This window comes from Streptomyces sp. DS1-CR2 (assembly GCF_055760475.1).
In genome coordinates this window covers 4,668,586-4,689,224 of record NZ_CM147085.1, presented here as the reverse complement: position 1 = coordinate 4,689,224, position 20,639 = coordinate 4,668,586, and the positions used below count along the sequence as shown (strand labels likewise).

Here is a 20,639-nt window from a genome sequence, read left to right as displayed (position 1 = left end):
AGGGGGCGCGGTCGTTCCCACGCGCCGTCCGCCCAGAATCGGGAGAAGCTGGTTGAATTCCGGCACCTAGGGAAGGACCGCGCACCATGAAGGCCGCCGTAGTCACCGGCTTCACCCGGCCCCTGGAGATCCAGCACCGCGTGATTCCGCGGCCGGCGGCGCACCAGGTCCTCGTCCGTATGGAGGCGAGCGGGCTGTGCCACACGGACATCCACGCCGCCGCCGGTGACTGGCCGGTCAAGCCGAACCCGCCGTTCGTCCCGGGCCACGAGGGCATCGGGATCGTGGAGGACCTGGGCGAGCGGGTCGGCCACATCAACGTCGGCGACCGGGTCGCCATCGCCTGGCTGGGCGAGGCGTGCGGCTACTGCGACCACTGCGTGTCCGGCTGGGAGACGCTCTGCCTGAAGCAGCGCAACAGCGGCTACTCGGTCGACGGCTCCTTCTCGGAGTACGCGGTCGCGCACGGCGACTACGTCGTGAAGGTCCCCGACGGCCTCGACCCCCTGGACGCCGCCCCGCTGACCTGCGCGGGGGTGACGACGTACAAGGCCGTGAAGGTGTCGGGCGCGGGGCCCGGCAAGCGCGTGCTGATCTCCGGGATCGGCGGCCTCGGCCACCTCGCGCTCCAGTACGCGCGGATCGCGGGCGCGGAGACCGTCGCCGTGGACGTCACTGACGACAAGCTGCGCCTCGCGCACGAGCTGGGCGCCGACCATGTCATCGACGCCCGCAGCCAGGACGTCGCCGAGGCGGTGCGCCAGCTGGGCGGCGCCGACGTCGCGATCGGGCTCGCCGTCTCGAACTCGTCGCTCCGGGCGGCGTACGGCTCGCTGCGCAGGCACGGCACGCTCGTCCTGGTCGCGCTGCCGGCCGGCGGCAAGCTGGAGCTGCCCGTCTTCGAGCACGTGCTCGACGGCAAGAGCGTGATCGGTTCGATCGTCGGCACCCGGCAGGACCTCGCCGAGGTCTTCCAGCTGCACCGCCTCGGCCGTACCCGTGTCATCCGCGAGCAGCGCAGGCTCAAGGAGGTCAACGAGGCGATCGAGGACATCCTGGCGGGCCGGGTCACGGCCCGGCTGGTCTTCGACTTCCGCTAGACACCGCACACGCGCCGCGCTCGCACACGCGCCGCGCTCGCACACGCGCCGCACTCCCAGGGCCGTCCACCCCGTAAATACCGGGAGGGGCGGCCCCGCCGTGTCGGCTAGGATTCTTTGATTCGACTGACGTACACCGTCACCTCACCGCACGCAGCGACTTGGGAGCAGCCCCCGATGGCTCGACACCTCATCACCAGCGCCCTTCCGTACATCAACGGAATCAAGCACCTGGGCAACATGGTGGGGTCCATGCTCCCGGCGGACGTGTACTCCCGGTACCTCCGCCAGCGCGGCCACGACGTCCTGTACATCTGCGCCACCGACGAGCACGGCACGCCCGCCGAGCTGGCCGCGAAGGAGCAGGGCCTGCCGGTCGCCGAGTTCTGCGGACAGGCGCACGACGCGCAGAAGGCCGTGTACGAGGGCTTCGAGCTGGCCTTCGACCACTTCGGCCGCAGCTCGTCCCCGGAGAACGCGGAGCTCACGCAGCACTTCGCGCGCAAGCTGAACGAGAACGGGTTCATCGAGGAGCGCGCGATCCGCCAGGTGTACTCGCCTGCCGACGGCCGCTTCCTGCCGGACCGCTACGTCGAGGGCACGTGTCCGCACTGCGGCTACGACAAGGCGCGCGGCGACCAGTGCGAGAACTGCACGCGCGTCCTCGACCCGACCGACCTGATCAACCCGCGCTCGGCGATCTCCGGCTCCACGGAGCTGGAGGTCCGCGAGACGAAGCACCTCTTCCTTCTCCAGTCGAAGCTGCAGGTCGAGGTCGAGGAGTGGATCGCGCAGACTGCGGCTGAGTGGCCGCAGCTGGCCTCCTCCATCGCCCGCAAGTGGCTGACCGAGGGCCTGCACGACCGCGCGATCACCCGTGACCTGGACTGGGGCGTCCCCGTCCCGGCCGACACGTGGCCGGAGCTGGCCGCAGAGGGCAAGGTCTTCTACGTCTGGTTCGACGCCCCGATCGAGTACATCGGGTCGACGAAGGAGTGGGCGGACCAGAACCCGGCGGAGCGCGACTGGAAGTCGTGGTGGTACGAGGCCGACGACGTCCGGTACACGCAGTTCATGGCCAAGGACAACGTCCCGTTCCACAGCGTCATGTTCCCCGCCACGGAGATGGGCGTGCGCGAGCCGTGGAAGAAGGTCGACTACCTCAAGTCCTTCAACTGGCTGACGTACTACGGCGGCAAGTTCTCGACGTCGCAGAAGCGCGGCATCTTCACGGACGCCGCCCTGGAGATCCTGCCGGCCGACTACTGGCGCTACTTCCTCATCGCCAACGCGCCGGAGTCCGACGACTCCTCCTTCACGTGGGAGCACTTCACGGCCACGGTGAACAAGGATCTCGCCGACACCCTCGGCAACTTCGTGAACCGCGTCCTGTCCTTCTCCCGCAAGCGCTTCGGTGACGACGTGCCCGCAGGCAAGGCGGCTGGCGAGGCAGAGGCGAAGCTCGGCACGGAGATCGCCGCGCTGCTCGCCGAGTACGAGGCCCAGATGGAGGCTCTCCAGTTCCGCAAGGCTGCGTCCGCGCTGCGCGCCCTGTGGTCCGCGGGCAACTCCTACCTGGAGGAGAAGGCCCCCTGGCTGGAGATCAAGACCGACCCGGAGGCCGCGGCCCTCACGCTGCGTACGGCGATGAACCTCATTCACCTGTACGCGGTCGTGTCCGAGCCCTTCATCCCGGCCTCGTCGAAGGCGATGCGCGGCGCGTTCGCGCTGGCCGACGACACGGCCACGTGGGTCACCGCCGAGCAGGCCGCGGCCCTGGACACCGTCCCCGCGGGCACGGCCTTCACGGTCCCGCCGGTGCTCTTCGCGAAGATCACCGAGGAGGACCTGGAGTCCTACCGCGAGCGCTTCGGCGGCGCTCCGGAGTAAGACATTCCGCGGGAAAGGGGTGCGAGGGCCGGCCCTCGCACCCCTTTGCCGTACCCCGTTACTGGCATGTTCACGACCGCGATTAGGGTTTCGCCATGCCAGTTCCCGCAACCATCCCGATCGCCCACGAGCCGGACCACCGCACCGCCACCATCGGCCGGTACGCGGACGGCCAGTTCCTGGCCACGGTGACCTACGCCTTCCCCGAGGGCTACCGCCCCGACGACGGCTGGGAAGAGCACAAGCGGCTCTACGCGGTGCTCCACACGTTCGACGCCTCGGGCGGGTACCGCGACTCGGAGATCTGGTGCGCGGGAACCTGGGCCGAGGGGGCCGAACTCGCCCAGGCCCACGCCCACCTGGACAAACTCCTGGCAGCCCTGCCCGGCCGCACCTACGGCGACATCGCCGTCCGCCCGTTCCGGCTCGCCGTGGACCGCGTCCTGTTCGCCCTGATCGCCGAGGACGACGACGAGGGCGGCTGGGCCGAGCTCTACCCGGACCGCCTCGGCTTCGGCGAACCGTGGGACGGGCGTTACGACACGTAGGCGTACGCGTATGCGTCCGGACTTGCGAGAGGGCCCGCAACCGATCACCGGGTCCGGGCCCCTGCACACGCGAGGCCATCGCCCCGCCGTCAGCCCACCCAGTCCTTGAGCGGCTCGGTGTCCAGGTCGATGCCTACCGGAGCAGGCAGCTCCACCCTCTTCCCGAACGGAATGGTCTCCACCCGCTCATACCGCGTCCCGTCGGGCCGCGAGTGAACCCTCACCTCACAGGTGTCCCGGTCGATCAGCAGATACACCGGGATATCGGTTTCCGCGTACGCACGCGGTTTGTCGATCCGGTCCCGCTGATTGGTGCCCCGGTCCCGGGACGTGACCTCCACGACCATCAGGACGCCGTCGGCGCTGGCCCACTCACCCTGCCCGACGAAGGTCTCACTCGGTGCGAGGCACCCGTCGGGACGGGCGTTGCCCCTCCGGTACGTCTCGACCCGCAGACCCTGCTCCGAGTGCAGCCACCACCCGGCGTCCGCCTGCATGCACAAGCGGCTCAGCCACTGAATGATCCGCCCGTGATTGCCGTCCGGCACTGCCTTGACCCCCAGATTCCCCTTGACGAACTCCAGCCGCAGCGCCTCGTTCGTCCGTATGGCGTGGCGGGCCAGCTCCTCGAAGTCCTCCTGGGACAGCACCACAGCGGACTGCTCCTCTACGACGCTCACGACGGCCTCCTCACAAGGTCGGGTCACGTTCACCACGGTACGGGTCCCGGGTTGGCGTTGCCCGGCGGATACGCAACGTAACGAGCGGCACAGCAAAGGGGCCGGAACCGATCAACGGTTCCGGCCCCTTCGGACGACTGGCGGACGCTACTTCTTGTCGGCCACCGGCTTGCGGAGCTGGATGTTCAGCTCGCGCAGGCGCGTCTCGTCGAGCTCCGTGGGCGCGCCCATCATCAGGTCCTGCGCGTTGCCGTTGAGCGGGAACGCGATGGTCTCGCGGATGTTCGGCTCGTCGGCGAGGAGCATGACGATGCGGTCGACGCCGGGGGCGATCCCGCCGTGCGGCGGGGCGCCGAAGCGGAACGCGCGGAGCATGCCCGCGAACTGCTCCTCGACGGTGTCACGGTCGTAGCCCGCGATCTCGAAGGCCTTGAGCATGATCTCGGGCTCGTGGTTCCGGATCGCGCCGGAGGACAGCTCCACGCCGTTGCAGACGATGTCGTACTGCCAGCCCAGGATGTCCAGCGGGTCCTTGGTCTCCAGGGCCTCGAGGCCGCCCTGCGGCATGGAGAACGGGTTGTGCGAGAAGTCGATCTTCCCGGTGTCCTCGTCCTTCTCGTACATCGGGAAGTCGACGATCCAGCAGAAGCGGAAGACACCCTCCTCGAAGTGCCCGGCGCGCTTGGCGGCCTCGACACGGACGGCGCCCATGATCTTGGAGACCTCGTCGAACTCGCCCGCGCCGAAGAAGACGGCGTGGCCGGCCTTCAGGCCGAGGCGCTCGGTGAGGACCTTGACGTTCTCGTCCGTGAGGAACTTCGCGATCGGGCCCGTGAGGGATCCGTCCTCGGCGACGCGGACCCAGGCGAGGCCCTTCGCGCCCTGCTCGACCGCGTAGTCACCGAGGCCGTCGAAGAACTTGCGGGACTGCGACGCGGTGTCCGGGACGGGCAGCGCGCGCACGTGCTTCCCGGCGAACGCCTTGAACTCGGAGCCCTCGAACACGTCCGAGATGTCGACCAGTTCGAGCTGGGCGCGCAGGTCCGGCTTGTCCGAGCCGTACTTGAGCATCGACTCGCGGAACGGGATCCGCGGGAACGGGGACGTGACGTGGCGGCCGCCGCCGAACTCCTCGAAGAGCTCGGTCATGAGCTTCTCGATCGGCTGGAAGACGTCCTCCTGCTCGACGAAGGACATCTCCACGTCGAGCTGGTAGAACTCGCCCGGCGAACGGTCCGCGCGGGCGTCCTCGTCGCGGAAGCAGGGCGCGATCTGGAAGTAGCGGTCGAAGCCCGAGATCATCAGCAGCTGCTTGAACTGCTGCGGGGCCTGCGGCAGCGCGTAGAACTTGCCCGGGTTCAGGCGCGAGGGGACGACGAAGTCGCGGGCGCCCTCCGGGGAGGTGGCGCTGAGGATCGGCGTCGCCATCTCGTTGAAGCCGAGGGCCACCATCTTGGAGCGGATGGAGGCGATGACGGACGAGCGCAGCATGATGTTGCGGTGCATGCGCTCACGGCGCAGGTCGAGGAAGCGGTACTCCAGGCGCCGCTCCTCGTTCACCCCGTCGTCCGCGTTGATCGTGAACGGGATCTGCTGGGCCGCGCCGAGCACCTCGACCTCGGCGGCCTCGATCTCGATCTCGCCCGTGGGCAGCTCGGAGTTGACGTTGTCGGCGCCGCGCGAGACGACCTTGCCGTCGACGCGGACGACCGTCTCCTTGGTCAGCTTGTCGAGGACCTCGGCGGCGGCGGTGCCGGGGCGGGCGACGAGCTGCGTGATCCCGTAGTGGTCGCGCAGATCGATGAAGAGGATGCCGCCCAGGTCGCGCCGATTGTGCAGCCAGCCGCTCAGCCGGACGTCGGATCCGACGTCAGAGGCGCGGAGCTCGCCGCAGGTGTGGGACCTGTACCGATGCATCGTCGTTCATCCAGTCTTTGCGATTGGGGATTGGCCGGGCATGCCCGAAGCCCCAGGGTACCGGCCGCCCCGTGATCGCTCTGCGAATAGTCTCGGTGGCCGTCCACGATCACCTCTTCTTAGAGTGGGGCCATGCGCACTGGTGACCCCCTGCCGCCCGTGGGGGACGTTCTCGCCGCCCTCGACACCGGTGTGTGGCGGTGGGACAACCGGGCCGGGCTGGTCACCTTCGACGCGGAGGCGGCCCGGCTGCTCGGCCTGCCCGAATGCCCGGTGACGCTGACGGAGGCCGCCGTACGGTCCCGCTTCCACCCCGTCGACTGGAACGAGATCGACGGCGTCGTCCAGCTCGCCGTCGCCGAGGGCACCCTCGCCGAGGCCCGGCTGAGGATCATGGACGATCAGGGCAGGGTCATCCGGACCGTACGCAGCCGTTCCAAGCCGATCATGCACGGCGACTCGCACGCGTACGAGCTGATCGGCACGCTCCAGGAGGTCAGCGAGCCCACGCCCGGGTCCGCCGCGCGCACCCCCGTGACCGGCGACTGGCGGCGCTCCCGTGAGGCGTTCCTGCTGGACGCCGGGCGGGCGCTCGCCGAGGCGGGGTCCACCGAGGAGGTCCTGCGGGTCGCGGCCGGGCTCTCCATGCCGGGGTTCTCGCCGGACGGCCTCGCCGTCTTCGGCGTCGGCGTCGGCGGCGGCGGCGACCGGCTCACGGTCATCGGGCACCACGGGCAGGAGCCGGGCGAGGAGGCGCCCTTCACGGACATGCCCCTGGACACCGACTATCCGGCCGCCGAGGTGGTGCGCACCGGCCGCGCCGTCTATCTGTCGTCGCCCGAGCAGTACCGCCTGCGCTACCGGGCCGCCTGGCCGCTGGCCCAGCGCTTCCAGCGGCAGTCCTGGGCGTTCCTGCCGCTCATCGTCGCCGGCCGCACCATCGGCACCTGGATGGCGGCGTTCACCTACCCGGTGTCCTTCACGCCCGACGAGCGCTCCGTCCTGACGACGGTGGCGCGGATGCTGGCACAGGCCCTGTCGCGCGCCGGGACCACCGAGTCGGAGCGGGAGCTGACGGACGGGCTCCAGCGCTCGATGCTGCCGGCGCTCGGCCCCGACATCCCGGGGATGAGCGTCGCCGCCCGCTATGTCCCGACCGGCGGCGGCCTCCAGGTCGGCGGCGACTGGTACGACATGATCCCGCTGCCGACCGGGCGCATCGCGCTCGTCATCGGCGATGTGCAGGGGCACGACGTGCGGGCCGCGGGCCTGATGGGACAGCTGCGGATCGCGCTGCGGGCGTACGCGTCCGAGGGGCACCGCCCGGACGCCGTCCTCTCCCGCGCCTCGCGCTTCCTGTACGGGGTCACCGACTCCATCACGAACGGCTCCACGGGCGGCCCCGGCAAGGACATCGAGAAGGGCCCGGAGGCGGGCGACCCGCGCTTCGCGACCTGTCTGTACGTGGAGGCCGACCCGAAAACGGGAATCCTGGAGATCGCCCGCGCGGGCCATCCCGACCCCGCGATACGCATGACCGACGGGACGGTCCTGGTGCGGCCCACCGCGGGCGGGCTGCCCCTCGGCGTCGACCCCGACGCCGACTACCCCACGACCCGGCTCACCCTCGAACCCGGCGACACCCTGCTGATCTGCACCGACGGCCTCATCGAAACGGGCGGCCACGACCTCGACACCGGCTGGGCGCGCATCCGCGGCATCCTCGAGGAGCACGGGGAGCACGGGGAGCAGCCCAGCGACCCCGACCGCCTGGAGGACCTTGCCGACGCGCTCGTACGGGCCGTGCACGGCCCCTCCTCGCACTACACGAGGGGCCCGCTCGCCGACCGGCGCGAGGACGACATAGCGGTGCTGCTCCTCGCCAGGACGGGCCTGCCCGAGGCGCCCATGCCCGCGCGCCGCACCGCGATGACCGTCGCCCAGGCCGAGCCGGAGCGGGTCGCCGCCGCCCGCCAGCAACTGCGTGAGCTGCTGCACGACTGGAGCGACGAGGACCAGGTCGACTCGGCGGTCCTGATGATCTCGGAGATGCTCACCAACGTCCTCGTCCACACGGACGGCGACGCGCTGCTGGTCGCCGAGGTCAACGGCCGGCCCGCGCGGCGGCTGCGCGCCGAGGTCGCCGACGCCAGCGACGACCTGCCGCACAAGCGCCACCCCGGCGAGCTCGCCTCGTCCGGGCGCGGCCTCGTCCTGATGGAGCTGCTCGCCGACCGCTGGGGCGTGGACCCGAAGGGCGAGGGCAAGAGCATCTGGTTCGAGCTCTACGAGCCCGCGTCCGGGGTTTCACGTGAACCCCCCGACGGCGCCGACGACCCCTCGCCTGCGGAGTAGCGCTCGCGCAGCTCCCCGATCACCCCGAACGCGGCCGCCGTCACCGGCACCGCGAGCAGCATCCCGAGAATGCCCGCGACGGAGGCGCCCGCCGTGATCGCCAGCATCACCATCGCGGGATGCATCTGCACGGTGCGGGACTGGATCATCGGCTGAAGGATGTGGCCCTCCAGCTGCTGCACGGCCAGGATGACGCCGAGCGCCCACAGAGCGGTCACCCAGCCCCGGTCGGCGAGTGCCACCAGGACGGCCACCGCACCGGAGATCGTCGCCCCGAGGTAAGGGATGTACGAGGTGACGAAGACCAGGGAGCCGAGCCCGACCGCGCCGGGCACCCGCAGGATGAGCAGGCCGACGGTGATGCAGATCGAGTCGATGAGCGCGATCAGCGTGGTCCCGCGCATGAAGCCCTCGACTGCCTGGAAGGCACGCCGCCCCATGGCCTCCAGGGTTTCCCCGGCACGGCCGGGCGCGAGGCTGTGCGCGAGGCCCGCGGCCCGGTCGGAGTCCTTGAGGAAGAAGAACGTGAGCAGGAGGGCGAGAACACTGGTCGTGAGGAGCGAGCCGAGGACGGTGAGCCCGGCGATCACCCCGCTCGCGGCGCTGGCGCCCCACTTGGACAGCAGGTTCTTGAGGCTGCCGGCTGCGGATCCGAGGTCGTCGGCCGCGGTGATCCCGAAGTGGCTCTTGATCCAGTCGCCGGCCTCCCGCACCGAGTCGACGATCTGGTCGCCGGTGTCGATGAGGGTCTTGACGACGATGTAGCCGGCGCCGCCGACGACGGCGACGAGGGCGACGCAGGTGAGGGCGGCGGCGAGCGCCCGGTTGACCCTCCTGCGCATCAGCCAGCCGTGCACCGGCCCGAGCAGGGCCGTGCCGAGCAGGGCGAGCAGCAGGGGTGTGACGGCCGTCTTGAAGACGATGCACAGCCAGATGCCAACGGCCGCGACCCCGGTGACGAGCAGGGCGAGAACGCACCAGGCGGCGGTGCGGCGGGCTGGTTCGGGAAGAAGCGGCTTACCTGTACCTGTGTGCACCCTCACAGGGCATCACGCGCGCGTGGCCCCGACCTTCCGGGCGGGGCCACGCGAGTGACGGACTATCAGATACCGCTTACGTGTGCGGGATCCGCTCTCCCGGGATGACCCCGAGCCGGCCCGCCTGGAAGTCCTCGAACGCCTGCTGGAGTTCGTCGCGGGTGTTCATGACGAACGGACCGTAGTGCGCCATCGGCTCCCGGATCGGGCGGCCGCCCAGGAGGACGACCTCGAGGTCCGGGGTGTGGGAGTCCTGCGTCTCGTCCGCGCGGACGGTCAGCGAGGAACCCGCGCCGAAGACGGCGGTCTGGCCCATGTGGACCGGCCTGCGGTCGGCGCCGACGGTGCCGCGGCCGGCGAGGACGTACGCGAGGCCGTTGAACTCCTCGCGCCACGGCAGCGTCAGCTCGGCGCCGGGGCGGACGGTCGCGTGGACCATCGTGATCGGCGTGTGTGTGACGCCGGGGCCGTCGTGACCGTCGAGCTCACCCGCGATGACGCGCAGCAGGGCGCCGCCGTCGGCGGTGGTGAGGAGCTTGACCTGGCCACCGCGGATGTCCTGGTAGCGGGGGTCCTTCATCTTGTCGGCGGCCGGGAGGTTCACCCACAGCTGGAGGCCGTGGAAGAGCCCGCCGGACATGACGAGCGCCTCCGGCGGCGCCTCGATGTGCAGGAGGCCCGAGCCGGCCGTCATCCACTGGGTGTCGCCATTGGTGATGGTGCCGCCACCGCCGTTGGAGTCCTGGTGAACGAAGGTGCCGTCGATGATGTAGGTGACGGTCTCGAAGCCGCGGTGCGGGTGCCAGGGCGTGCCCTTGGGCTCTCCTGGCGCGTACTCCACCTCACCCATCTGGTCCATCATGATGAACGGGTCGAGGTACTTGTAGTTGATCCCGGCGAACGCTCGGCGCACCGGGAACCCCTCGCCCTCGAATCCGGTGGGCGCGGTCGTCACGGCCACCACGGGGCGGGCCACGGCGTCGGCGGGCGCGGCCACACGGGGCAGGGTCAGCGGGTTTTCGACGGTCACTGCAGGCATGTCGGGACCTCCTTGTGCTCCGAGTTTAGTTGAACGTAGAACTTTCTGCCACCTGGAACAACAAAACGCCCGGAGGGAATTCCCTCCGGGCGTCCCGGGTGCCTGCTTGTGGCGGCGTCTAGCCGTACATACGGCGCATCGCGAAGTCGACCATCTGCTCGACCGCCTTGGCGTCGAAGACCATCCGGTGTTCGCCCTCCATGTCGAGGACGAAGCCGTACCCGGTCGGGAGCAGGTCGATCACCTCGGCGCCGGTGATCACGAAGTACTTGGACTCCTTGCCCGCGTACCTGCGCAGCTCCTTGAGGGAGGTGAACATCGGGATGACCGGCTGCTGGGTGTTGTGCAGCGCGAGGAAGCCGGGGTTGTCGCCGCGCGGGCAGTAGACCTTCGACGTCGCGAAGATCTGCTGGAAGTCCTCGGCGGACATCGAGCCCGTGGTGAAGGCGCGGACCGCGTCCGCCAACGACGGAGGTGACGGCTCCGGATACAGCGGCGGCGCCTGCTGGCCGTACCCGCCCTGCATGCCCTGCTGCGGCGGCGCGTACTGCTGCCCGGGTCCCGCGGTCTGGTCGTAGCCGTACATGGGGGCCAGACTACCGAGGCGGGGCCGGAGCGCGGGCGCCGTTAGACCCTGCTCACATTGGCGGATCAGGGGTTGCGTCTTATTACCGACGGGTAGCATCATCTTAGGCACTTACTACTTGCGAGTAGTGCGTGTTTACGAAGATCCCGCTTACCAGCCAAACGGAGCCGTCGCCATGGGGCACTACAAGTCGAATCTCCGCGACATCGAGTTCAACCTCTTCGAGGTGCTCGGGCGCGACAAGCTGTACGGCAGCGGCCCGTTCGCGGAGATGGACGTCGACACCGCCAAGAGCATCCTCGACGAGGTCTCCCGCCTCGCCGAGAACGAGCTGGCCGAGTCCTTCACGGACGCCGACCGCAACCCGCCGGTCTTCGACCCGGAGACCAACACCGCTCCGGTACCGGCGAGCTTCAAGAAGTCGTACCAGGCCTTCATGGACTCCGAGTACTGGCGCCTCGGCCTGCCCGAGGAGATCGGCGGCACCACCTCGCCGCGCTCCCTGATCTGGGCCTACGCGGAGCTGCTGCTCGGCTCCAACCCCGCGATCTGGATGTACTCCTCCGGCCCGGCGTTCGCCGGCATCCTCTTCGAGGAGGGCAACGAGGCGCAGAAGAAGGTCGCCGAGATCGCCGTCGAGAAGCAGTGGGGCTCGACGATGGTCCTGACCGAGCCGGACGCCGGTTCGGACGTGGGCGCCGGCCGCACCAAGGCCGTCCAGCAGGAGGACGGCTCCTGGCACATCGAGGGCGTGAAGCGCTTCATCACGTCCGGCGAGCACGACATGTCGGAGAACATCCTCCACTACGTGCTCGCGCGCCCCGAGGGCCACGGCCCCGGCACCAAGGGCCTGTCCCTCTTCCTGGTCCCGAAGTTCCACTTCGACTGGGAGACCGGCGAGCTGGGCGAGCGCAACGGCGTCTACGCGACGAACGTCGAGCACAAGATGGGCCTCAAGGCGTCCAACACGTGCGAGATGACGTTCGGCGACCAGCACCCCGCCAAGGGCTGGCTCATCGGCGACAAGCACGACGGCATCCGCCAGATGTTCCGCATCATCGAGTTCGCCCGCATGATGGTCGGCACGAAGGCGATCTCCACGCTGTCGACGGGCTACCTGAACGCGCTCGAGTACGCCAAGGAGCGCGTCCAGGGCCCCGACCTGGCCCAGTTCATGGACAAGACGGCCCCCAAGGTCACCATCACGCACCACCCGGACGTGCGCCGCTCGCTCATGACGCAGAAGGCGTACGCGGAGGGCATGCGCGCGCTCGTGCTGCACACCGCCGCCGTCCAGGACGACATCGCGGTCAAGGAGGCAGCGGGCGAGGACGCGTCGCAGCTGAACGCCCTCAACGACCTCCTCCTGCCGATCGTGAAGGGCTACGGCTCGGAGAAGGCCTACGAGCAGCTGGCGCAGTCGCTCCAGACGTTCGGCGGCTCGGGTTACCTCCAGGAGTACCCGATAGAGCAGTACATCCGCGATGCCAAGATCGACACTCTCTACGAGGGCACCACCGCGATCCAGGGCCAGGACTTCTTCTTCCGGAAGATCGTCCGCAACCAGGGCGCCGCGCTCAACGGCCTCGCCGAGGAGATCAAGAAGTTCCTCGCGGTCGGCACGGGCGGCGAGGAGCTCGCTGCGGCCCGCGAGGCGCTCGCCAAGGCGGCCGTCGAGCTGGAGGCCATCGTCGGCGTCATGCTGACCGACCTCGCGGCCACCGAGCAGGACACCAAGAACATCTACAAGGTGGGCCTCAACACCACCCGCCTGCTGCTCGCCTCCGGCGACGTGGTCGTCGGCTTCCTGCTGCTGCGCGGCGCGGCCGTCGCCGCCGAGAAGCTGGAGACCGCCTCCGCCAAGGACCATGCCTTCTACCAGGGCAAGATCGCCGCCGCGAAGTTCTTCGCCGCGAACGTCCTGCCGGGTGTCGGCCTGGAGCGCCGCCTGGCCGAGAAGGTCGACCTGGACCTGATGGAGCTGGACGAGGCGGCGTTCTAGCCTCCGGCCTGCCAGTAGTCATCGGCGCCGCCACCCGGACACTTTCGGGTGGCGGCGCTGTCGTATCGAGATCGGCCTGGCGCCCCACCGCACCCGTGCGGACTCCCCGCGCGCCGGGACGGGGGCTCGTTAGGCTGGCCCGCATGAGCAACCCCTCCCGCTTCGACCGCGGTCACACCGACGACCTCATGTCCTTCCTCGCGGCCAGCCCCTCGCCGTACCACGCCGTCGCGAACGCCGCCGCGCGCCTGGAGAAGGCCGGATTCCGCAAGGTCTCGGAGACCGACGCGTGGGACGGGACGACGGGCGGCAAGTACGTCACGCGCGGCGGCGCGATCGTGGCCTGGTACGTGCCCGAGGGCGCCGCGCCGCACACCCCCTTCCGCATCGTCGGCGCGCACACCGACTCGCCGAACCTGCGCGTCAAGCCGCTGCCCGACATGGGCTCGCAGGGCTGGCGGCAGGTCGCCGTCGAGATCTACGGCGGACCGCTCCTCAACTCCTGGCTCGACCGGGACCTGGGACTCGCGGGCAGGCTCACCCTGCGCGACGGCTCGACGCGGCTCGTGAACATCGACCGCGCGCTGCTGCGCGTGCCGCAGCTCGCCATCCACATGGACCGCTCCGTCCACACCGACGGCCTCAAGCTCGACAAGCAGAAGCACATGCAGCCCATCTGGGGCCTCGGCAACGACGTCCACGAGGGCGACCTGATCCGGTTCCTGGAGGAGGAGCACGGGATCGCCGAGGGCGACGTCACCGGCTGGGACCTGATGACGCACCCCATCGAGGCGCCCTCCTACCTCGGCCGCGACAAGGAGCTCGTCGCCGGACCCCGCATGGACAACCTCCTGTCCGTGCACGCCGGAACGGCCGCACTCGCCGCCGCATCGGCCTCGGACGACCTCCCCTGCATCCCGGTCCTCGCCGCGTTCGACCACGAGGAGAACGGGTCGCAGTCCGACACCGGCGCCGACGGCCCGCTGCTCGGCGGCGTCCTGGAGCGTTCGGTGTTCGCGCGCGGAGGATCGTACGAGGACAAGGCCCGCGCCTTCGCCGGGACGGTGTGCCTGTCGTCCGACACCGGGCACGCCGTGCACCCCAACTACGCCGAACGCCACGACCCCACCCACCACCCGCGCGCCGGCGGCGGCCCCATCCTCAAGGTCAACGTCAACAACCGCTACGCCACCGACGGTTCGGGCCGCGCTGTGTTCGCCGCCGCGTGCGAGAAGGCCGGCGTGCCCTTCCAGTCGTTCGTCTCCAACAACGCCATGCCCTGCGGCACCACGATCGGCCCGATCACGGCGGCCCGCCACGGCATCAAGACCGTCGACATCGGCGTGGCCATCCTCTCCATGCACAGCGTCCGCGAACTGTGCGCCGCCGACGACCCGTTCCTCCTCGCCAACGCGCTCGTCGCATTCCTGGAGGGCTGACCTCCCCACATGGCGGTACCGCGGCGCCCGGGGACCCCCGGCGGTAAACTCGACCTTTGCCGTGCGGGGGGCCAAGGGAGGACACCGGGCGAAGCCGAGGGCGACTACTTCAAGCCGATCCGCCTGTCCCTGGTCAGGAACAACTCCGACGACTCGGCCGAGTCCGTCAGGCTGGCCACGCCGGGCGAGGCGGAGTACGCCGGCAAGCGCGCCGACGGCATCGAGGTGCTCTCCTGGAACACCAGGCGCCCGTACGCCGGCTGACCGGCCGCCCCTGTCCCGACCGGCCGGCCCCGGATCAGCCCCGGATCAGCCCCGGTCGTCCATGCCCGCGAGCACCAGCGGCAGCCGGTCCGCGCCACCCTCGGTGAGCCGGACCGGCACGCCCCAGTCCTGCTGGTGGACGTGGCAGGCCGGGTACTCGTTGGCCGGGTCGTCGTCGCACGAGGCGGCCATCGCCGAAACATGCAGGACGCCCTGCGCGACCTCCGGGTTCAGCACCAGCTCGCGCGCCAGATCCGCGTCCGCACCGTCGCCCGCGACCAGCAGCTCGGGCGGGGTGGAGGAGACCAGGAGCCGGGTCGAGGGCCCGTACCGCGTGTCGAGCTTCTGACCCGCCGGCGCCTGGAAGATCACGTCCAACTGGAGCTTCCCCGCCGCGACTTCGGTCGCCGCGCGCTGCGTCCGGTGCGCGACCGACTCGACCCGCACGGCCTCCTCGGGAAGCCGCAGCCGCGTCAGCCGGTGCCGCGCCGACTCGACGACGACGATATCCGGGGAGTCCCCACCCACGAGTACCGCGTCGCTGGGCTCCCGCAGATCCGTCGCCAGCGTGGTGACCTCACCGCTCGCCGGGTCGTAGCGGCGCAGGGCGTGGTTGTACGTGTCCGAGACGGCGACCGAACCGTCCGGCAGGGCGGTCACACCCAACGGGTGCTGGAACAGCGCCTGTTCGGCGGCGCCGTCCCGGTGCCCGAAGTCGAAGAGGCCCGTACCGACCGCCGTGTGCACGGCGCCGTCCAGGTCGACGTACCGCAGCGCGGAGGTCTCCGAGTCGGCCACCCACAGCCGCTCCCCGGTCGCCGCGAGCCCGGACGGCTGCGCGAACCACGCCTCGGCGCCCGGCCCGTCGACGAGCCCCTCATTGGTCGTACCCGCCGCCACGGCGACACTCTTCGTCTCCGGGTCGTACGTCCACAGCTGGTGCACGCCCGCCATGGCGATCCACACCTTGCCGCCGAAGACGGCGACGTCCCACGGCGAGGAGAGCGACACCTCCAGGGCCGGACCGCTGGTCGGCGCGCCCTGCCACCACTGCCGGCCGGTGCCCGCGAGCGTCGTGACGTCCCCGCTCGCGAGGTCCACGGCCTTCAGCGAGTGATGCACCGTGTCGGCCACGACGACGGTCGCGTCGTCGAGCAGCGCGAGGCCCTGCGGCTCGTTGAACTCGCCGGGCGAGCCGATCCGCCGTACGACGCTCTCGCCGTCCGCGGCCAGCTCGACGAGCTGGTGCCGGGTCGTGTCGGAGACCAGGAAGTTCCCGGACGGCAGCACGAGCGCCTTGCCGGGGAACCGCAGATCCGTCGCGACCGGCTCGGGCGCGACGTACGGACCGTCGCCGCGGCGCAGCGTCCCCTTCGCGCCGTGTTCCGCCTCCAGCTGCTCGACCAGCTTCTCGATGGCGTGGGCGTGCCCCTCACCGGCGTGCTGCGCGACGACGTACCCCTCGGGGTCGATCACCGCGAGCGTGGGCCAGGCCCGCACGGCGTACTGCTTCCAGGTCGCCAGCTCGGGGTCGTCGAGGACGGGGTGCTCGACGTTGTACCGCTCGACGGCGTCGACCACGGCGGAGTGCTCGGCCTCGTGCACGAACTTCGGGGAGTGCACCCCGACGATCACGACGGTGTCCCGGTGCTTCTCCTCGAGCTCACGCAGCTCGTCGAGGACATGCAGACAATTCACGCAGCAAAATGTCCAGAAATCCAGAATGACGATGCGTCCCCGCAAATCGGCCAGGGTGTATTGCTTGCCGCCTGTATTGAGCCAGCCGCCCTTGCCGATGAGTTCGGGGGCACGGACACGGGCGCGACGGGGTGCGGGGTCGACATCGTTCATGGGTCAAGGGTGCCACTAAGCGAGCGCATGCCCCGTAGTGGCATCCACGTGATCGGGGACCTCGTCGTGGTGGTCCCCGACCGTGGGGGTGCCGGTGGGCTCCAGGAGAAGGATCGAGGCGCCCTTCGGGGAGCGCGGCTTGTGCCACGTACCGCGCGGGACCGTGAAGACCGAGCCCCGGGGCAGAACGACATCGCGCTCACCCTCCGGCTCACGCAGGGCGATGATCAGCTCACCGTCCACGACCAGGAAGAACTCGTCCGTGTCGTCGTGCACGTGCCAGACGTGGTCCCCCTCGACCTTCGCGACGCGGACGTCGTAGTCATTGACGCGGGTGACGATGCGGGGGCTCCACAGGGCGTCGAAGGAGGCCAGGGCCTCGTCGAGGGCGATCGGCGTGTTCTCGCGAGTGGTCATACGCCGATCCTGCGCCCGGCGCCGATCCGCGGCGAGTGCTAGAAATCGCATATGGCGAAAGAATCCTCGCAGCGCCCCTCGTCGCAGGACGCGCCGCACCGCCCGCCGCACCGAGTCGTGGTGATCGTCGACGAGAACTCCAACCCCTTCGAGCTGTCCTGCGCCATCGAGGTCTTCGGCCTGCGCCGGCCCGAACTCGGCCGTGAGCTGTACGACTTCCGGCTGTGCTCGCCGCAGACGCGGACGGTGATGCGGGACGGGTTCTTCACGCTGACCGACGTGGCCGGCCTGGACGCGGCCGAGTCCGCGGACACGCTGATCGTGCCCAACCGGCCCGACACCGACGTGCCGCGGCGGCCCGCCGTCCTCGACGCCGTGCGCCGGGCGCACGCGCGGGGCGCACGGCTCATCGGGTTCTGCTCCGGCGCGTTCACCATCGCCGAGGCCGGGCTCCTCGACGGGCGGCGGGCCGCCTGCCACTGGATGTGGGCGGACTCCTTCCGCGCCCGCTTCCCCGCGGTGCGCCTCGAACCCGACGTGCTGTTCGTCGACGACGGCGACATCCTCACCGCGTCCGGCAGCGCGTCCGCGCTCGACCTCGGGCTGCACGTCGTACGGCGTGACCACGGCGCCGAGATCGCCAACGCGGTGTCGCGGCGGCTCGTGTTCGCCGCCCACCGGGACGGCGGTCAGCGGCAGTTCGTGGAACGGCCCGTGCCCGCGGTACCGGACGAGTCTCTCGCGCCGCTGCTCGCATGGGCACAGGAACGCATCGGTGAACCGCTGAGCGTGGCGGACCTCGCCGCACACGCCGCCGTCAGCCCCGCCACCCTGCACCGCCGCTTCCGCGCCGAACTCGGCACCACCCCACTGGCCTGGCTCACCGGCGAACGGGTCGCCCTCGCCTGCCGACTCATCGAACGCGGCGAGGAACGCCTCGACGTGGTCGCCGCGCGCAGCGGCCTGGGCACCGCCGCAAACCTGCGCGCCCGCCTCCGCCGGGAAACGGGCCTGAGCCCGTCGTCGTACCGGAGGCGGTTCGGCCGGGGGCCCGCGGAGCCCGCGCTGCCGCACCCCGGGACCGCATCCCTGTAGGCGCCACGGGCCCCGGCGGCGCGTCTGCGGGCGGAGCGGGTGGCGCGTGGCCGACGCTTGGCAGCTATGACGGACGACAGTTCACGAGGCGGCCCCACCGGCAAGCTGACCAGGGTCGTGCGGTGGGGCGCCGGGCGGGCGGCCGAACTGCGCGAACGGCTGCCGTTCATCACCAGCCTGACCCGGCAGATGGTCGACGTGAGCCTCCTGGACTCCTCGACCCGGCTCGCCGCACAGGCCTTTCTGACGGCGATCCCGGTGTTCATCGCCGTCGCCGCGTTCGCCCCGCCGTCCGTACGCGACCAGCTCATCGACTCGGCCACCTACGCGCTCGGGCTCTCCGGGGCGTCCCTCGACCAGGTCCAGCTGGCGTTCGGGACGACCGACGACCCCACTCGCGAGACCTCCGGGACCATCGGCGTCCTCGTCACGCTGGTGTCGGCGACCGCGTGCAGCCGCGCCCTGCAACGCGTGTGCGAGCGCTCCTGGCACCTACCCCCGGCGGGCCTGCGCCTCATCGCGTGGCGGTGGGTGGTGTGGCTCCTGGTGTGGCTGGCCGCCCTCGTGGTCCAGGGGCTGGTGCGCGACGGGTTCGGAGCGGGTGCCTGGCTCGGCCTGCCCCTGTCGTGCGCGTCGAGCATTCTGCTGTGGTGGTGGACGCAGCATCTGCTGCTCGGCAGCCGGGTGGCGTGGCTCCCCCTGCTGCCGGGCGCCGTCCTGACCGGCATCGGCGCGGTCGTCCTGGCCTGGGCGTCGCGCTTCTACATGCCGCGCACGCTGAACCGTTCCCTGGCCGCCTTCGGCCCCCTCGGCATGGTGTTCACCGTGCTGTCGTGGCTCATCGTGCTGTTCACGGTCGTCTGCGTGGGGATCGCCACCGGATACGTCCTCGCCCATGAACGGCCCCTCGCCCGCCGCCTCGGAACACCGCCGCCCGGGTGAGCGGGGAGAGTCCTCTCGCGCGGGCCGGGCACCCTTCGACGTATGAGATACGAAGTTCGAGAGCGGCTCTTCGCGGTGGGCGAGGACTACTGGATCGAGGACGAGCAGGGCCGCAAGGCCTTCCTCGTCGACGGCAAGGCGATGCGTCTGCGGGACACCTTCGAGCTGAAGGGGTCCGACGGGCGGGTGCTCATCGACATCCACGAGAAGATGTTCGCCCTGCGCGACACGATGGTCATCGCGCGCGGCGGCGAAGCCCTCGCCAAGATCAGGCGCAAGCGCCTGTCGCTGCTACGGAACCACTACCGGGTCGAACTGATCGACGGCACCGAACTCGACGTCAGCGGAAAGATCCTGGACCGCGAGTTCGTCGTAGAGTACGACGGCGAGATGCTCGCCCACATCTCCCGCCGCTGGCTACGGGTCCGCGACACCTACGGCGTCGACGTCATCCGCGAGGACGCGGACCCGGCGCTGATCATCGCCGTCGCGGTGTGCGTGATTCACCTGGCGGAGAAGGAGCGGGGGGAGGGCTGACGGCTCCGCCCTCCTCACAGCCGCGGCGCCTCAAGCCCCAGCCGCCGGTCCTTGAGGGCCGGGAAGCGCTCGCGGGTCCCGGCGACGGCGGCCCCGTCGAACTCGACCGTGAGGATCTCCTCGCCGGCGCCCGCCTCCCCGATGATCTGGCCCCAGGGGTCCACGACGACGCTGTGCCCGGCCTGCGGCACCCCCGCGTGCGTACCGGCGGTGCCGCAGGCCAGTACGTACGCCTGGTTCTCGACGGCGCGGGCCTGGGCGAGCAGCGTCCAGTGCGCGCGGCGCCGCTCGGGCCAGCCGGCGGAGATGAGAAGCGTTTCCGCGCCCCGGTCGACGAGGCCCCGGTACAGCTCGGGGAAGCGCAGGTCGTAGCACGTGGTGACGCCGAGGACGGTCTCCGGCAGGCGTACGGTGACGAGTTCTTCGCCCGCGCCCATCAGCACGGCCTCGCCCTTGTCGAAGCCGAAGCGGTGGATCTTGCGGTAGGCGGCAGCGAGTTCGCCGTCCGGGGAGAAGACGAGCGCGGTGTTGTAGAGCGGCCCGTCGCCCGCGGCGGAGCCGCTGTCGGACACGGTGCGCTCAGGGATCGTGCCCGCGTGGAGCCAGACACCGGCGTCGCTCGCGGCCTTCGCCATCACCTCGTACGTCGGGCCTTCCAGGGGCTCCGCCTCGGCCGCGAAGGCCTCGTAGGCGAAGGCGCCGGTGGTCCACAGTTCGGGGAGGACGACGAGGTCGGCGGACCCGGCTTGATCCCGCACCATCGAAGCGGCGCGCAGCCGACGAGAATTGGGCGATTCGTCATCATCTACGCGGATCTGGATGAGCGAGGCGCGCACACTACCACCGTCCTGGCATTCGAGCCGTCTACACGGGCCTACGATCGTCACACGAAAGCACTGCCGGGGTGCCTGCCAGCAGCGTACTGTGCATTTCCGGGGGT

The 20,639-nt window shown here is 70.4% G+C and carries 18 protein-coding genes; 10 read left to right on the top strand and 8 right to left on the bottom strand.

Annotated elements, in window-relative coordinates; all coding sequences use genetic code 11:
- Window positions 1–86 precede the first annotated feature (86 nt).
- From adhP to ACY0PA_RS22550, 3 genes are all read left to right on the top strand, one after another.
- Complete coding sequence (adhP, locus tag ACY0PA_RS22560) at window positions 87–1,100, top strand: alcohol dehydrogenase AdhP (RefSeq protein ID WP_473079532.1); 1,014 nt, start codon at window positions 87–89, stop codon at window positions 1,098–1,100.
- Window positions 1,101–1,277: 177 nt separating this feature from the next.
- Complete coding sequence (metG, locus tag ACY0PA_RS22555) at window positions 1,278–2,990, top strand: methionine--tRNA ligase (RefSeq protein WP_473079531.1); 1,713 nt, start codon at window positions 1,278–1,280, stop codon at window positions 2,988–2,990.
- 95 nt (window positions 2,991–3,085) lie between these two features.
- On the top strand, window positions 3,086–3,538 hold the full coding sequence (locus tag ACY0PA_RS22550; protein WP_454399222.1) for a hypothetical protein: 453 nt from the start codon (window positions 3,086–3,088) through the stop codon (window positions 3,536–3,538).
- Window positions 3,539–3,627: 89 nt separating this feature from the next.
- On the opposite strand, the gene ACY0PA_RS22545 is transcribed toward ACY0PA_RS22550, so the two are convergent.
- Both ACY0PA_RS22545 and aspS read right to left on the bottom strand, forming a co-directional pair.
- Window positions 3,628–4,218 carry a Uma2 family endonuclease gene (locus tag ACY0PA_RS22545; protein ID WP_473079530.1) on the bottom strand — a complete coding sequence of 197 codons (591 nt, stop codon included), beginning with the start codon at window positions 4,216–4,218 and terminating at the stop codon, window positions 3,628–3,630.
- A gap of 147 nt (window positions 4,219–4,365) precedes the next feature.
- Entirely contained in the window at window positions 4,366–6,135 is a 1,770-nt protein-coding gene (aspS, locus tag ACY0PA_RS22540) for an aspartate--tRNA ligase (RefSeq protein ID WP_473079529.1), read from the bottom strand.
- Between the two features lie 132 nt (window positions 6,136–6,267).
- Between aspS and ACY0PA_RS22535 the strand changes: the two genes are divergently transcribed.
- Window positions 6,268–8,490 carry a SpoIIE family protein phosphatase gene (locus tag ACY0PA_RS22535; protein WP_473079528.1) on the top strand — a complete coding sequence of 741 codons (2,223 nt, stop codon included), beginning with the start codon at window positions 6,268–6,270 and terminating at the stop codon, window positions 8,488–8,490.
- Here the strand turns inward: ACY0PA_RS22535 and ACY0PA_RS22530 are convergent.
- The 3 genes from ACY0PA_RS22530 to ACY0PA_RS22520 all read right to left on the bottom strand — a co-directional run bounded on the left by ACY0PA_RS22530 (window position 8,421) and on the right by ACY0PA_RS22520 (window position 11,152).
- Entirely contained in the window at window positions 8,421–9,527 is a 1,107-nt protein-coding gene (locus ACY0PA_RS22530; protein WP_473079527.1) for an AI-2E family transporter, read from the bottom strand. The genes ACY0PA_RS22535 and ACY0PA_RS22530 overlap by 70 nt on opposite strands.
- Before the next feature lie 76 nt (window positions 9,528–9,603).
- The gene (locus ACY0PA_RS22525; protein ID WP_473079526.1) at window positions 9,604–10,566 is read right to left on the bottom strand and encodes a pirin family protein; all 963 of its coding nucleotides are present in this window, start codon (window positions 10,564–10,566) and stop codon (window positions 9,604–9,606) included.
- 118 nt (window positions 10,567–10,684) lie between these two features.
- Complete coding sequence (locus ACY0PA_RS22520; protein WP_100596474.1) at window positions 10,685–11,152, bottom strand: SseB family protein; 468 nt, start codon at window positions 11,150–11,152, stop codon at window positions 10,685–10,687.
- 175 nt (window positions 11,153–11,327) lie between these two features.
- Between ACY0PA_RS22520 and ACY0PA_RS22515 the strand changes: the two genes are divergently transcribed.
- The 3 genes from ACY0PA_RS22515 to ACY0PA_RS22505 all read left to right on the top strand — a co-directional run bounded on the left by ACY0PA_RS22515 (window position 11,328) and on the right by ACY0PA_RS22505 (window position 14,857).
- Window positions 11,328–13,154, top strand: coding sequence for an acyl-CoA dehydrogenase (locus ACY0PA_RS22515; RefSeq protein WP_473079525.1), 1,827 nt, complete (start codon window positions 11,328–11,330; stop codon window positions 13,152–13,154).
- A 143-nt stretch (window positions 13,155–13,297) separates the two neighbouring features.
- Window positions 13,298–14,593 (top strand): M18 family aminopeptidase, encoded by a 1,296-nt coding sequence (locus ACY0PA_RS22510; protein WP_473079524.1) that lies wholly within the window; start codon window positions 13,298–13,300, stop codon window positions 14,591–14,593.
- Window positions 14,594–14,602: 9 nt separating this feature from the next.
- A complete protein-coding gene (locus tag ACY0PA_RS22505) occupies window positions 14,603–14,857 on the top strand; it encodes a hypothetical protein (protein ID WP_473079523.1) in 255 nt (84 codons plus the stop codon).
- A 45-nt stretch (window positions 14,858–14,902) separates the two neighbouring features.
- Here the strand turns inward: ACY0PA_RS22505 and ACY0PA_RS22500 are convergent, their stop codons facing one another.
- Window positions 14,903–16,708, bottom strand: a complete 1,806-nt coding sequence (locus ACY0PA_RS22500) for a thioredoxin-like domain-containing protein (protein ID WP_473079522.1) — start codon at window positions 16,706–16,708, stop codon at window positions 14,903–14,905.
- A 15-nt stretch (window positions 16,709–16,723) separates the two neighbouring features.
- The gene (locus tag ACY0PA_RS22495; RefSeq protein ID WP_356277807.1) at window positions 16,724–17,125 is read right to left on the bottom strand and encodes a cupin domain-containing protein; all 402 of its coding nucleotides are present in this window, start codon (window positions 17,123–17,125) and stop codon (window positions 16,724–16,726) included.
- Window positions 17,126–17,176: 51 nt separating this feature from the next.
- Between ACY0PA_RS22495 and ACY0PA_RS22490 the strand changes: the two genes are divergently transcribed.
- From ACY0PA_RS22490 to ACY0PA_RS22480, 3 genes are all read left to right on the top strand, one after another.
- On the top strand, window positions 17,177–18,220 hold the full coding sequence (locus tag ACY0PA_RS22490) for a GlxA family transcriptional regulator (protein WP_473079521.1): 1,044 nt from the start codon (window positions 17,177–17,179) through the stop codon (window positions 18,218–18,220).
- A gap of 66 nt (window positions 18,221–18,286) precedes the next feature.
- A complete protein-coding gene (locus tag ACY0PA_RS22485; protein WP_473079520.1) occupies window positions 18,287–19,162 on the top strand; it encodes a YhjD/YihY/BrkB family envelope integrity protein in 876 nt (291 codons plus the stop codon).
- 42 nt (window positions 19,163–19,204) lie between these two features.
- Entirely contained in the window at window positions 19,205–19,699 is a 495-nt protein-coding gene (locus ACY0PA_RS22480) for an LURP-one-related/scramblase family protein (protein ID WP_473079519.1), read from the top strand.
- Window positions 19,700–19,713: 14 nt separating this feature from the next.
- On the opposite strand, the gene ACY0PA_RS22475 is transcribed toward ACY0PA_RS22480, so the two are convergent.
- Window positions 19,714–20,535 (bottom strand): carbon-nitrogen family hydrolase, encoded by an 822-nt coding sequence (locus tag ACY0PA_RS22475; protein WP_473079518.1) that lies wholly within the window; start codon window positions 20,533–20,535, stop codon window positions 19,714–19,716.
- Window positions 20,536–20,639: the final 104 nt, after the last annotated feature.